Annotated in this window: 14 protein-coding genes; 3 read left to right on the top strand and 11 right to left on the bottom strand. The window is 72.5% G+C overall.

Annotated elements, in window-relative coordinates:
* The first annotated feature begins 16 nt into the window (after window positions 1–16).
* The 3 genes from QE370_RS07730 to QE370_RS07720 are packed head-to-tail and all read left to right on the top strand — an operon-like array spanning window position 17 to window position 2,401.
* On the top strand, window positions 17–682 hold the full coding sequence (locus QE370_RS07730; RefSeq protein WP_309633998.1) for an allophanate hydrolase subunit 1: 666 nt from the start codon (window positions 17–19) through the stop codon (window positions 680–682).
* Window positions 679–1,539, top strand: a complete 861-nt coding sequence (locus QE370_RS07725; protein WP_309633997.1) for a biotin-dependent carboxyltransferase family protein — start codon at window positions 679–681, stop codon at window positions 1,537–1,539. The genes QE370_RS07730 and QE370_RS07725 overlap by 4 nt, the downstream gene beginning before the upstream one ends.
* A 25-nt stretch (window positions 1,540–1,564) precedes the next feature.
* Window positions 1,565–2,401: a tryptophan 2,3-dioxygenase gene (locus QE370_RS07720; RefSeq protein WP_253025388.1), complete on the top strand. Its 837-nt coding sequence runs from the start codon at window positions 1,565–1,567 to the stop codon at window positions 2,399–2,401.
* 44 nt (window positions 2,402–2,445) lie between these two features.
* On the opposite strand, the gene QE370_RS07715 is transcribed toward QE370_RS07720, so the two are convergent.
* The 11 genes from QE370_RS07715 to QE370_RS07665 all read right to left on the bottom strand — a co-directional run bounded on the left by QE370_RS07715 (window position 2,446) and on the right by QE370_RS07665 (window position 12,656).
* On the bottom strand, window positions 2,446–3,105 hold the full coding sequence (locus QE370_RS07715; RefSeq protein ID WP_309633996.1) for an ABC transporter permease subunit: 660 nt from the start codon (window positions 3,103–3,105) through the stop codon (window positions 2,446–2,448).
* Window positions 3,105–4,133 (bottom strand): methionine ABC transporter ATP-binding protein, encoded by a 1,029-nt coding sequence (locus QE370_RS07710; RefSeq protein WP_309633995.1) that lies wholly within the window; start codon window positions 4,131–4,133, stop codon window positions 3,105–3,107. The genes QE370_RS07715 and QE370_RS07710 overlap by 1 nt, the downstream gene beginning before the upstream one ends.
* Window positions 4,134–4,191: 58 nt before the next feature.
* On the bottom strand, window positions 4,192–5,124 hold the full coding sequence (locus tag QE370_RS07705) for a MetQ/NlpA family ABC transporter substrate-binding protein (RefSeq protein WP_309633994.1): 933 nt from the start codon (window positions 5,122–5,124) through the stop codon (window positions 4,192–4,194).
* Window positions 5,125–5,282: 158 nt separating this feature from the next.
* Complete coding sequence (locus tag QE370_RS07700) at window positions 5,283–6,002, bottom strand: hypothetical protein (protein ID WP_309633993.1); 720 nt, start codon at window positions 6,000–6,002, stop codon at window positions 5,283–5,285.
* A gap of 43 nt (window positions 6,003–6,045) precedes the next feature.
* A complete protein-coding gene (locus QE370_RS07695; protein ID WP_309633992.1) occupies window positions 6,046–6,423 on the bottom strand; it encodes an MmcQ/YjbR family DNA-binding protein in 378 nt (125 codons plus the stop codon).
* 163 nt (window positions 6,424–6,586) lie between these two features.
* Window positions 6,587–8,218, bottom strand: a complete 1,632-nt coding sequence (gene groL / locus QE370_RS07690; RefSeq protein ID WP_067854150.1) for a chaperonin GroEL — start codon at window positions 8,216–8,218, stop codon at window positions 6,587–6,589.
* A gap of 293 nt (window positions 8,219–8,511) precedes the next feature.
* Window positions 8,512–8,763 carry a hypothetical protein gene (locus tag QE370_RS07685; protein WP_309633991.1) on the bottom strand — a complete coding sequence of 84 codons (252 nt, stop codon included), beginning with the start codon at window positions 8,761–8,763 and terminating at the stop codon, window positions 8,512–8,514.
* Between the two features lie 35 nt (window positions 8,764–8,798).
* Window positions 8,799–10,142 (bottom strand): hypothetical protein, encoded by a 1,344-nt coding sequence (locus QE370_RS07680; protein WP_309633990.1) that lies wholly within the window; start codon window positions 10,140–10,142, stop codon window positions 8,799–8,801.
* A 2-nt stretch (window positions 10,143–10,144) separates the two neighbouring features.
* Window positions 10,145–10,573, bottom strand: a complete 429-nt coding sequence (locus tag QE370_RS07675; protein WP_309633989.1) for a hypothetical protein — start codon at window positions 10,571–10,573, stop codon at window positions 10,145–10,147.
* A complete protein-coding gene (locus QE370_RS07670; RefSeq protein WP_253025420.1) occupies window positions 10,570–10,779 on the bottom strand; it encodes a hypothetical protein in 210 nt (69 codons plus the stop codon). The genes QE370_RS07675 and QE370_RS07670 overlap by 4 nt, the downstream gene beginning before the upstream one ends.
* The gene (locus QE370_RS07665; protein WP_253025422.1) at window positions 10,776–12,656 is read right to left on the bottom strand and encodes a hypothetical protein; all 1,881 of its coding nucleotides are present in this window, start codon (window positions 12,654–12,656) and stop codon (window positions 10,776–10,778) included. The genes QE370_RS07670 and QE370_RS07665 overlap by 4 nt, the downstream gene beginning before the upstream one ends.
* Between the last annotated feature and the right edge of the window lies 1 nt (window position 12,657).

The following is a 12,657-nucleotide window of genomic DNA, read 5'->3' as shown; positions in this document are numbered from 1 at the left end:
GGGCGCCGGTGCTGCCGTGAGGGTCCTGGCGTGCGGGGAGGACGCGGTCCTGCTCGACTGCGCCGACCTCGACGACGCCCGACGACGCCACGCGGCGCTCGCCGGCCACCCCGACGTGACCGAGGCGGTGCTCGGCGCGCGCACCGTGCTGCTCCGCGGCCACCCCGCGACCCTGCGCACGCTCGCCAGGAGCACCCCGCCGTCGGACGACGTCGCACCACCCGACGCCCGCGAGCACGTCGTGCCCGTCTGCTACGACGGCCCCGACCTCGCCGACGTCGCACAGCACACCGGTCTCGACGAGGACGCCGTGGTGGCCGCGCACACGGGCACGCCGTGGACGGTCGCGTTCGGCGGGTTCGCCCCTGGCTTCGCCTACCTGGTGGGCGGCGACCCCCGCCTCGTCGTGCCACGTCGCGCGACGCCGCGCCCCAGCGTCCCGGCGGGCGCCGTCGGCCTCGCCGGTGAGTTCAGCGGCATCTACCCCCGCGCGTCCCCCGGCGGCTGGCAGCTGCTCGGCACCACCGACGTGGCCCTCTTCGACCTCGACCGCACGCCCGCCGCCCTTCTCGCGCCGGGCGACACCGTGCGCTTCACCGTCGCTGACCGTGACGTTCCGGCCCCCGACGACGCCGATCCGGGGCCACATCGTCACGGTCAGCGGGGTGGGGAGGCGTCGTGACCCTGTCGGTGGTGTCGGCGGGCCCGCTGACGCTGGTCCAGGACGACGGCCGACCCGGCCTGGCGAGCCAGGGCGTGGGACCTTCCGGCGCCTTCGACCGACGGGCGACGCACCAGGCGCGGGCGGTCGTCGGCGACGCCGGGCGCGGCACCGCCGTCCTCGAGGCACTCGGGGGCGGGCTCGTCCTGCGCGCCGACGCCGACCACACGCTCTGCGTCACCGGCGCGGTCGGCCCGCTGCACGTCGACACCACGCCCGTCGACCACGGCCGACCGCTACGGCTGCGCGCCGGCCAGCTCCTGCACGTCGGCGACCCGGTGGTCGGCCTGCGCACCTACGTCGGGGTCGCGGGCGGCCTCGACCTCCCCCCGACGCTGGGCTCGCGCAGCACCGACGTGCTCGCCCGGCTGGGCCCGGACGCTCTCGCCGACGGCGACGTGCTCGGCGTGGGCACGCCGCGGACCCTCCCCGAGGCCCTGCCCGTCCCACCCCTGCTCACACCAGGCACCACGACGGTCGACGTCGTGCTCGGCCCCCGCGACGACTGGTTCACCCACGCCGCGCTCGCCGGGTTCCTGGGCACGGCCTGGACCGTCTCGGCGCGCTCGGACCGCATCGGCGTCCGCCTCGAGGGCGCGCCGCTGGAGCGCGCGGTCGACGGCGAGCTGGCGAGCGAGCCCGTCGTGCGCGGCAGCGTGCAGGTGACGTCGGCCGGGCTGCCCGTGGTGCTCGGCCCCGACCACCCGGTCACCGGCGGCTACCCCGTCGTGGGCGTCGTCACCGGTGACGGCGTGGACCGCCTGGCGCAGGTGCGACCCGGCGAGACGGTGCGGTTCCGGCGCGCCCCTGGGCCGTGAGCGGTCCCTGCGGCACCATCGGAGCATGAGGCCCACCCACCGCCCCGTCGAGGACGGGGTCGCGACCGACCTGGCCGGCGAGTCGACGTACGGCTCCTACCTGCGGCTCGACCTGCTGCTCGCGGCGCAGCAGCCGGTGACCGACCACCACGACGAGATGTTGTTCGTCGTCCAGCACCAGGTGACCGAGCTGTGGCTCAAGCAGCTGGTGCACGAGCTGCGCTCGGCGATCGCGCTGGTCGACGCCGACCAGCTCGCCCCGGCACTGAAGCGGCTCGCGCGCGTGAAGGCGGTGCAGCGGCAGATGTTCGAGCAGTGGGGCGTGCTCGAGACGCTGACCCCCGTCGAGTACCTGCAGTTCCGCGACGCCCTCGGGCGGGCGTCGGGGTTCCAGTCGGCGCAGTACCGGACCGTGGAGTTCCTGCTGGGCAACAAGAACCCGGCGATGGTGAAGGTCTTCGACCACGAGCCCGTCACGCGCGACCAGCTCGCGGCCGACCTCGCCGCCCCGAGTCTCTACGACACCGTCCTGGCTTACCTCTCGCGCCACGGGCACGCGGTGCCGCGCGAGGTGCTGGACCGCGACCTCACGCAGCCGTACGTGCCGCACGCGGACGTCGTGGAGGTCTTCCGCCGCGTGTACGCCGACCCCGAGACGCACTGGGAGGTCTACGAGACCTGCGAGGAGCTCGTCGACGTCGAGGAGGGGTTCCACCTCTGGCGCTTCCGCCACCTCAAGACGGTGCAGCGCATCATCGGCCACAAGCGCGGCACCGGGGGCTCGAGCGGCACCACGTTCCTACAGCGCGCCCTGGAGCTCACGTTCTTCCCGGAGCTCCAGGACGTCCGCACCGCGCTCTGACCGGCACCCCCGGCGGGGGTGCCGGGCCCCGGGCGGCGAAGAGCTCAGCGCCGCAGCACCGTGCGGGCGGCCGCGTTGGCCGCGAACTGGCCGAGCTGCACCAGGACGATGACGACGGCGATCGCCGTCCACGTGACCCACGGGTCGAACTGACGGTAGCCGTAGGTGAGCGCGAAGTTGCCCAGCCCGCCGCCGCCCACGGTGCCGACGACGGCCGTCATGTCGACGACCGCGACGAAGGCGAAGGCGTAGCCGAGGATGAGCGGTCCGAACGCCTCGGGCAGCAGGACGGTGAACACCACGCGCGTGCGGCTCGCACCCATCGCCCGGGCGGCCTCGAGCACACCGGGCGGCACGCTGACGAGGTTCTGCTCGACGATGCGGCCGATGCCGAACGCGGCGCCGAAGACGACGGCGATGATCGCCATCGTGTTGCCGATGCCCGTGCCGACCACGGCGCGCGCGATGGGCTGCAGGCCCACCGCGAGCAGGATGAACGGGATCGGTCGGAAGGTGTTGACGACGACGTTGAGCAGCACGTTGACCACGCGGTTCGGTGCGATCCCGCCGGCGCGGGTGACGTACAGGGTCGTGCCGATGACGAGCCCGAGCAGCCCGCCGATCGTCAGGCCTCCCGCAACGAGGTAGAGGGTCTCCCACAGGGCGGTGAGCAGCTCGGAGCGGAGCTCCAGGACGCGGTCCATCACGCCACCTCCCGCGTCTCGACGAGCGCGGACACCGCGCCCACCGCCTCGTCGACGCGTGCCGGGTCGCCGCGCAGCTCGAGCGTGAGGTGGCCGAAGGCGCGGCCGCGCACCTGCTCGACGCCGCCGTGGACGAGCTCGAACTCGACGTCGCGCCGCACGAGCTCGGCGAACACCGCGCTCTGGCTGACGCTCTCGTCGCGGAAGGACACCGTCACGAGGCGGCCGTCGTGGCGTCGACGGATGGCCTCGACGGTGCGTTCGTCGGGCACGTCCTCGACGAGGGTGCGCACGAACCGCTGCGTGGCCGGGTGCTGCGGCCGTGAGAAGACGCCGAACGCGTCGCCCTCCTCGACCACGCGACCGGCCTCCATCACGACCACCCGGTCGGCGATGGATCGCACGACGTCCATCTCGTGGGTGATGACGAGGATGGTGACGCCGAGGTCGGCGTTGACCCGCCGCAGCAGGTTGAGCACGTCGACCGTCGTCTCGGGGTCGAGCGCGCTGGTGGCCTCGTCGGCGAGCAGGATCGCGGGCCGGGTGGCGAGCGCACGCGCGATGCCCACGCGCTGCTTCTGCCCGCCCGACAGCTGCTCGACGTGGGTGTGCGCCTTGTCGGCGAGCCCGACGAACGTCAGCAGCTCGACGATCCGCTCGTGCCGCTCCGCGCGCGGCACCCCGGCGACGACGAGCGGGTACTCGACGTTGCCGTACACGGTGCGCGACGTGAACAGGTTGAACTGCTGGAAGATCATGCCGATGCCGCGGCGCACCTGCTGCAGCCTCCGCTCGGACAGCCCGACGATCTCGGTGCCGTCGACGCGGATGGAGCCGGACGTGGCGGGCTCGAGCGCGTTGACGAGGCGCACGAGCGTCGACTTCCCGGCGCCGGAGTAGCCGACGATGCCGACGATCTCGCCGGCCTCGACGGACAGGTCGACCTCGCGCACCGCGTGCACGGGCTCGGCACCCTTGCGGGCCGGCGGGTACGTCTTCGTGACGTCCCGGATCTCGATGAGAGCCATCATTCCTCCTGCACGACGACGGGCCCCGCGACGTCGCGTCGCGGGACCCGTGCGTGGCTCACTTCTGGTCGGCGGTCTGCTGCTCGGTCTTCTTCAGCGCGGCGACGAGCTCGTCGACGGGGGTCTTCAGCAGCACGGCCGTGTCGCCGGAGACCTCCTGCACTCCGTCGGTCACGGCCTTCGTGTCCTGGTAGACCTCGACGAGCTTCTTGACCGACGGGTCGTCGGCCTCGTCGGCACGGGCGGCGAAGATGTTGACGTAGGGCAGGGCGTTCGGGTCCGACGGGTCGTCCTGCGCGATCGCGTCGGAGAACTTCAGGCCGGCCTTCTCGACGAAGTCGTTGTTGACGATGGCGGCGGCGACGTCGTCGAGCGACGTGGCGGTCACGTTGGCGTCCAGGGCCGTCACCTTCACGCGCGAGGCGCTGGTGTCGACGTCGGCGACGTCGGAGAAGATCGTGCCGCCGTCCTTGAGCGTGATGAGTCCGGCCGACTGCAGCACGAGCAGGCCACGGGCCTGGTTGCTGGCGTCGTTCGGCACGGCCACGGTCGCGTCGTCGGGGATGTCGGCCACGTCGGTGTACTTCTTGGAGTACAGGCCGAGCGGGTAGATGGCCGTGGCGCCGACCGGCACGAGGTCCTGGTCGTTCGAGACGTTGTAGTCGGCGAGGTAGACGATGTGCTGGAACTGGTTGAGGTCCAGGTCGCCCTCGGCGACGGCGGGGTTCGGCTGGGCGTAGTCGGTGAAGTCGACGATGTCGACGTCGAGACCGGCCTTCTTGGCGGCCTTCTCGTACTCGGCCCAGTAGGGGTCGCTGGCGCCGACGACGCCGATCCGCCAGGTCTTGGAGTCGCCGGCGGACTCGTCGGCACCGCCACGGGTGGCGAGGAAGATGACGACGGCGGCGACGACAACGGCGAGCGCGACGATGATCGCGACAAGACGGCCGCGACGCTTCGGGGCCTCGATGACGGGGGTGGGCTCGGACACGACGAGCTCCTTCCTGCGGGATGACCGCACGGGGTGGGGGACGTGCCGCCGGGGTGGGGCGACCCGTGCACGCTACGGCGGGGCGCTGCACCGTCCGGACGGGTGACCAGCATGCGAGAAGGGTGCTGGGCCGGCTCCGGCGGTTGGTAGGAGCCGGCTCAGGGACGGTCGTCGTAGCTCCAGGCCACGTCGTCGCGCACCACCCGCGCGGGGGTTCCCGCGACGACGCTGTGGGCGGGCACCTTCTGCCCCCGGACCACCGCACGCATGCCCACCACGGCACCGTCGCCGACGTCGGCGTGGCCCGTGACGACGGCGTCCTTGCAGAGCCACACGTGGCGGCCGAGACGCACGCGCGCGCCGAAGGGGTTGAGCCGCTCCCCCGTCGTCCGGTCCTCGAGCCGGTGCATGTCGTCGGTGGCCACGTACACGTCGGCCGCCCACAGCTGCTCGGGCAGGGCCACCACGCTGCCGCCGTTGCGCGCGTCCACGACCGCGCAGCAGGTGGCGACGAGGGGACCGTGCAGGACGATGCTCGACCCGCCACCGCAGAACAGCTCGCCCGCCGTCAGCTCGCAGCCGGCGTCGACGAAGACGGTGGCACCGTCGCCGCCGACGAGGAGCGACGCGATGCTGCGCAGCGCCGACCCGACGGCCACGACGACGTCGCGCACGGGGAACAGGGTCAGCTGCTCGAGGACCTTCGGGGGCAGCAGGGCACCGTCGGCGAGGTAGAGCGCGTTGTCGCAGTCGTGCCACCACGTCGGGACCCCGTCGTGCACCCGGGTCCAGGTCTGCGCGTCGACGGCGTCGACGTCGGCCCCGGCGGCGCGCAGACGCTCGCGGTGCTCGGGGGCCAGACCCGCGTTCGGTTCCACCCGAGCATCCTGCCAGGGCACGGGCAGTCACGGTCCGGGGCGGTCACGGCGCCGGGCGCTCCACCCGCGCGACGAGCTCCTGCGGCGCCTGCACGCAGTACGACTCGAGCAGCAGCTCGTGCAGCTCGTCGAGGTCGGGGTCGTGCACGCCGTCGTCGAGCACCAGGCCGACGACGTCGCCGCTGCGCCCGACCCGGAAGTACGGCGGGCCGAGGTGCTCGAAGGCGGCCACCTCGTCCATCGGGGCACGGAACGTGACCCGGAGCAGGCCGTCCTCGCCCCCGAACAGGTGCGCGACGTTGGCGCCCCGCACGACCCAGCGGACGCCGGTCCAGGCACGCTCGCGCCGCGCGTCGGGCAGCGGGTCGAGCACACGCCCGACGCGCTCGAGCCAGACGTCGGGGACGGGTGCACGAGCCACGCCCCTCACCCTGGCACGGACCACCGACGGTCGTGACCGACGACCTGTCCCACGACGCGCGAGGGCCCCGACCGGCGAACCGGTCGGGGCCCTCGTCAGGGGTGGTGCTGGCTCAGGTCTCGCTACGCCGACGGCTGCTCGACCTGGACGTCCGGAGGACGTCTCAGAAGCCCATGCCGCCCATGTCGCCCATGTCGGGGGCGCCACCACCGGCCGGAGCGGGCTCCGGCTTGTCGGCGACGACGGCCTCCGTCGTGAGGAACAGCGCCGCGATCGAGGCGGCGTTCTGCAGCGCGGAGCGCGTGACCTTGGCGGGGTCGATGATGCCCTCGCCGATGAGGTCGACGTACTCGCCCGTGGCGGCGTTGAGGCCGTGGCCCGGCTCGAGGCCGGCGACCTTCTCCGCCACGACGCCGCCCTCGAGGCCGGCGTTGACGGCGATCTGCTTCAGCGGGGCCGACGCGGCGGTGCGCACGATGTTCGCACCCGTCGCCTCGTCACCCTCGAGCTGCAGCTTCTCGAACACGGCCGCGGTGGCCTGGACGAGCGCCACGCCACCACCGGCGACGATGCCCTCCTCGACGGCCGCCTTGGCGTTGCGCACGGCGTCCTCGATGCGGTGCTTGCGCTCCTTGAGCTCGACCTCGGTGGCCGCGCCGACCTTGATGACGGCCACGCCGCCGGCCAGCTTGGCGAGGCGCTCCTGCAGCTTCTCGCGGTCGTAGTCGGAGTCGCTGTTCTCGATCTCCGCGCGGATCTGGTTGACCCGGCCGGCGATCTGGTCCTGCGAGCCGCCGCCCTCGACGATGGTCGTCTCGTCCTTGGTCGTGACGACCTTGCGCGCGGTGCCGAGCAGCGAGATGTCGGCGTTCTCGAGCTTGAGGCCGACCTCCTCGCTGATGACCTCGCCGCCCGTGAGGATGGCGATGTCGGCCAGCATGGCCTTGCGGCGGTCACCGAAGCCGGGGGCCTTGATGGCGACGGACTTGAAGGTGCCGCGCATCTTGTTGACGATCAGGGTGGCCAGCGCCTCGCCCTCGACGTCCTCGGCGATGATCGCGAGCGGCTTGCCCGACTGCATGACCTTCTCGAGCACGGGGACGAAGTCCTTGACCGAGCTGATCTTGCTGTTGACGATGAGGATGTAGGGGTCCTCGAGGACCGTCTCCATGCGCTCGGGGTCGGTGACGAAGTAGCCCGACAGGTGACCCTTGTCGAAGCGCATGCCCTCGGTGAGCTCGAGGTCGAGGCCGAACGTGTTCGACTCCTCGACCGTGATGACGCCCTCCTTGCCGACCTTGTCCATGGCCTCGGCGATGATCTCGCCGACCGTGGTGTCGGCGGCCGAGATGGACGCGGTGGAGGCGATCTGCTCCTTGGTCTCGACGTCCTTGGCCATGCCGAGCAGCTGGCTGCTGATGGCCTCGACGGCGGTCTCGATGCCCTTCTTCAGGCCCATCGGGTTGGCGCCGGCGGCCACGTTGCGCAGACCCTCGCGCACGAGCGCCTGGGCCAGGACGGTGGCCGTCGTGGTGCCGTCGCCGGCGACGTCGTCGGTCTTCTTGGCGACCTCCTTGACGAGCTCGGCGCCGATCTTCTCGTAGGGGTCCTCGAGCTCGATCTCCTTGGCGATGGACACACCGTCGTTGGTGATCGTGGGGGCGCCCCACTTCTTCTCCAGCACGACGTTGCGGCCCTTGGGGCCGAGCGTCACCTTGACGGCGTCGGCAAGCTGGTTCATGCCGCGCTCGAGGCCGCGGCGGGCCTCCTCGTTGAACGCAATGGACTTGGCCATGTGGAACTCTCCGGTTCGACGTGGTTCGGGTGTGACCGGTCGGTGCCCGCGACGGACGAGCCAGGACGCACGGCGATCCCTTCCCGCCGCCGTCCCGACCCTCACCGGGCCGGTCGGATGTCTAGCACTCTCACTATAAGAGTGCTAACCCAGGACTGGCAATCGGGTGGGGAGAGTGCCAGTTGGGACGTGGCGGTTTACCACGGGACCGTGGGAAACGTCGTCCTCCCAAGGCAAAGATCCCTGGGGAGGACGCGCTTTACCACGGGACCGTGGTAAACCGCGGCGCAGACCTAGGCGTCGTCGTCGCCGATGACGAGGCGGGGGAGGCGGTCACGCCAGGGGCGGCGGGGGTGCGGGGCCGGCTCCTCCACGGGCGGCGGCTCCCTGACGTCGGACTCCTCGGCCGCCTCGGCCCGGCGGTCCTGGCGGGCGATCCAGAGGATGGTCAGGACGATGCCGACCACGGGGATGAACGCGGGGATGGCCAGGACGGCCACGGGGTGCGCCGACAGCTCCCCGACCGCTGCGACACCCGTTCCCATCGCGCCAGTCTACGAGCGGTGGGCGGAGGGCGGGGTCAGACCGAGAGCAGCAGGTAGATGCCGGTGAAGGTGTAGCCGACCATGAGCACGAGCATCGCGAGCTGGCCGGTGAGCCGGTGCGCTCGCGGCAGCACCTCCAGAGCCTTGTCGTGCGCCGCGACCACCGCCACCACGTGCCCGGCCACGACGAACCCCACCTTGTAGACCGCGAGGAGGTCGGGGTGCTCGGACAGCACGTACGACACCGTGAGCCCGTCGCCCGTGCCGAGCAGCTGCAGCAGGCCGATCACCACGCCCTGACCGCGCTCGACCAGGTAGGTCAGATAGTGCGCGAAGACGTAGCCCACGACGATCGGCACCAGCGAGTGCGCCATCAGCCCCGGCAGCGCACGACGCTGCGCCGACGTCACGCCGCCCGTCGCGACCGAGGCGGCCACGAAGGCCACCGCCACCACCACGCAGAACAGCAGCAGCACGAGCGACGTGGTGAGCGTGGAGTGCGCGGCCGACTGCCAGGCCTCGGACGCAGAGAAGCTGTCGAAGGCCGTCGACCCGAGCAGCACGGACACCGCCGCGACGATCCCCGGCGCCACCGGCAGCAGCGGGAGCGAGCGCAGCGGGTTGTGCGGCTCGAAGCGCCGCCCGCGCACCAGCGGCGCGAGCCGTGCCACCACCGCGCTGTAGACGTCGAACGGGTCGGCACGGTCGAACCAGCGCGGCCCGAACGCGACGCCACCCGCCACCGTCACGACGACGTAGACCGCCACCCAGGTGCGCACCGCGTCGACGGAGCCGGCGTCAGGGGAGGCCAGCTCGAGCCACACGAACGCGAACAGCCCAGCGGCCGCGGGCCAGTAGCCCCACGCCGGGCGGTAGACCGCGAACCCGTCGGGACGACCGGTGAGCCGACCCACCAGCCACTGGACCGACCGCCACGGCGACAGGTCCTTCCACACGTGCCCCGCCAGCAGCGCGAGCGGCACCAACCCCACCCACACCAGGACGTAGAACGCCCCGATGCCCGGGTTCGACGCGTCGTCGGGGCCCAGGAAGAGCGCACCCAGGAACCACGCGGCCAGCAGCGCACCGAGCACGGCCAGCCACGGTCGACGAGCGGGCTCCGCCTGCCCGGCACCCCCGCCGGGCTGCTCCGCCGCCCACGGCCCGGCACCCCCGCCGGGCTGCTCCGCCGCCCACGGCCCGGCACCCCCGCCGGGCTGCTTCGCCGCCGTCGGCTGCAGCCGCGGCTCCTTCCAGGCGAACGCGAGCACGGCGAAGGAGATCGTCAGGGCCCAGCTCGCGCCGACGACGGCGTACAGGAACGGCACGGGCAGGTCGGTCGAGCCGCCCACGCCGTGCTGCGGCAGCAGGTCGAGCACGGTCAGGGCCGGACGACGAGCTGGACGATGGTCGCGTGGGTCTCGTGCGACTCCACCGCCACCTGGCCCGGACGTTCGAGGGTGAAGGTGCGCGACACCGTGTCACCCGGCTGCACGTCGATGCTCACCTCCGGGTCGGAGTGCACGTGCACCTCGTCGGCCACCTCGGCCGTCACGGTCAGCGTGACCGGCTCGCCGACCTTCACCTCCACCCGCCTGCCGCGCGGCTGGGGACCGTCGGCGGTGAGCCGCACCTCGACCGTCACCCCCTCGGAGTCCGGCGTCGCGCTCGTCGAGGGCGTGCCGGACGACGTCGCCGCCGCGGTCGCCGACGGGGTGGACGACGCCGACGCGTCGGGGGCGTCCTCCCCCGCGCCGCAGCCGGCGAGCAGCAGGGCACCGAGCAGGCACCCGGCCCACGTGGTCCTCATCGATCTCTCCTGTCGTCCTCGGTCTCGTCGGGGGCGTCGTCGTCGGGGCGGAACGCACGCTCGATCAGCTCACGCTCCTCGGCCTCGTCGCGACGGTCCTTCCGGGCGATGTGGAGCACGACCGCCACGACCACGATGGCCGGCACGAAGGCCGGGATCGCGACGAGGGCCGCGTGGTGCGCCCACAGCACCTCCCCGGGGGTCACGCCCGGCCGGCCCCGCTGCCCTCGTCGACACCGTCGCCGCCGCCGGGTCCGGACTCGAGCTCCTCGCGGCGCCGCCGCCCCTCGCGGGCGATCGCGCCGGAGACCCGGGCCACGGCCACGCTGATGCCCGCCAGGATGGCCAGGCTGCAGACGAGGACGACGAGGTTCGCGGCGCCCCAGAGCCAGGGCGACGTGTCGAGCTCGCGCTCGCGCTGCAGGATCGTGATCTCGGGGACGAAGTCGCGCGTCATCTCCGCCTCGGCCGGAACCTCCTCCGCTCCCAGCGCCTCGTCGGCGGGCAGGAAGATGGGGGCCGCGGTGAGCATGCGTCCGTCCTGGACGCGCAGGAGCGTCTTCCAGCTGCCACCGATCGGGACCGGGCTCGTGGTCTCCCACGAGTCGGGCCCGGTGCGTCGCAGCTGCTGCGTGACCACGCCCGCGCCGCCACCCTGCCAGGCGGTGATCTGCACCCAGGTCGGGTGCGCGTCGACGAGACCCTCGGTGGTGGTGGCCTGCACCATGACCTCGGGCTCGTCCTCCGTGCCGACCTGCTGCACCGTGAACCGCACCTGCGCGTCCTCCGGGACCGTGGCGTTCAGCCCGTTGGCGACGGCCAGCGACGTCACGAGGATCGACCCGACCACGATCGAGCGGCCGACCCAGCGGTTGACGGGAAGCCGACCGTCGAGACCCACCGCGAACAGCGCACCGCACAGTCCCGCCCCGACGGCGACCGGAACGACCGTGAGCAGGCTCTCCAACCAGATGTCCTGGGGCCACGGGAACTGGAAGACGGCGTCGTTCCAGAACTTCTCGATCACGGACCCGACGGTGCCGATGAGGAGGCCGCCGACCGCGCCGAAGACGAGCGGCCGCTCCTTGAGCCTGCTGAGCGCCAGCAGCTCGATGAGCAGGGCGCTGCCCAGGTAGAGCGGGAACACGTGGTTCGCCTGGCCGAACACGTCGCCGACGATGAAGGAGACCACCCCGCGCACGATGACGAAGAAGAACGCGGCGAACAGGGCCGCACCGGGGCCGGCGTACAGACGGGCGGCGACCAGCGTGAGCGCGGCCGCCGCGGCGATCATGAGCGGCGCGAACACCATGCGGAACTGCGCGATGCCGAAGTCGAACTCGGCCTGGAACACCGAGAGGCCGATGAGCAGGCCGCCGAACGCCATCGAGAGGGTCAGCTTGTGCAGCGTGCGGGCGCTGTGGTTGTCGGCCGAGCGCTTCCACTCCTCGGAGAACTCAGCCTCGCGGTGCAGCAGGATGATGCCGGCCGTCGACAGGCCGGCGCCGCCGATGAGCATGAGGTGCGTCGGGCCCCAGAGGGTGACGTCCTGGCCGAACAGCCGGTGCCAGACGTCGTCGAGCGGGAAGCCGATGAGGGCGTAGAAGCCGCAGGCCGCGATGAAGATGCCGGCCACCGGTGCGTACCAGCGGCGGGTGATCCGCACCGACGCGATGCCCGGCCTCTGGCCGTCGCGCGGGAACACGACCGCGCTCATGCCGGCGACGAAGAGGGCGAACAGCCCGTAGAGGATCAGGTAGTGCGCGGGGTTCGCGAGCGGCCCCTCGTCGCGACCTCGCCCGGCGTGCAGGCTGACGTCCCAGAGGAAGCCGAGGAGGGCCACGACGAGCGAGCTGGCCACGAACAGGGCCGGGATCGACGCCCAGCCGGGCTCGCCGGTGCGGGCGTGGAGTGCGTCGCCGAGACGCTGGAACCACTCGATGCGGTGGGTGCGGTGGGCCCAGGCGACGTAGACGAGGACCGCGGTGACGACGGCGGCGCCGACGCTGAGGCCGAGCACCTGGTCGAGGGCGGCCCCGCCGACCGAGGAGGGCTCGGCGGCGCGGAGGGATGCGGGGAACATT

The organism is Aeromicrobium sp. SORGH_AS_0981 (assembly GCF_031453195.1).
Classification (GTDB): domain Bacteria; phylum Actinomycetota; class Actinomycetes; order Propionibacteriales; family Nocardioidaceae; genus Aeromicrobium.
This window is presented reverse-complemented; position numbering and strand designations above follow the sequence as displayed.

Excerpts from the sequence above, each read along its gene's own strand:
- QE370_RS07685 (WP_309633991.1), bottom strand. The coding sequence starts at position 8,763 with ATGGGAACGGGTGTCGCAGCGGTCGGGGAGCTGTCGGCGCACCCCGTG.
- QE370_RS07675 (WP_309633989.1), bottom strand. The coding sequence starts at position 10,573 with ATGAGGACCACGTGGGCCGGGTGCCTGCTCGGTGCCCTGCTGCTCGCC.
- QE370_RS07710 (WP_309633995.1), bottom strand. The coding sequence starts at position 4,133 with ATGGCTCTCATCGAGATCCGGGACGTCACGAAGACGTACCCGCCGGCC.
- QE370_RS07665 (WP_253025422.1), bottom strand. The coding sequence starts at position 12,656 with ATGTTCCCCGCATCCCTCCGCGCCGCCGAGCCCTCCTCGGTCGGCGGG.
- groL (WP_067854150.1), bottom strand. The coding sequence starts at position 8,218 with ATGGCCAAGTCCATTGCGTTCAACGAGGAGGCCCGCCGCGGCCTCGAG.
- QE370_RS07715 (WP_309633996.1), bottom strand. The coding sequence starts at position 3,105 with ATGGACCGCGTCCTGGAGCTCCGCTCCGAGCTGCTCACCGCCCTGTGG.
- QE370_RS07720 (WP_253025388.1), top strand. The coding sequence starts at position 1,565 with ATGAGGCCCACCCACCGCCCCGTCGAGGACGGGGTCGCGACCGACCTG.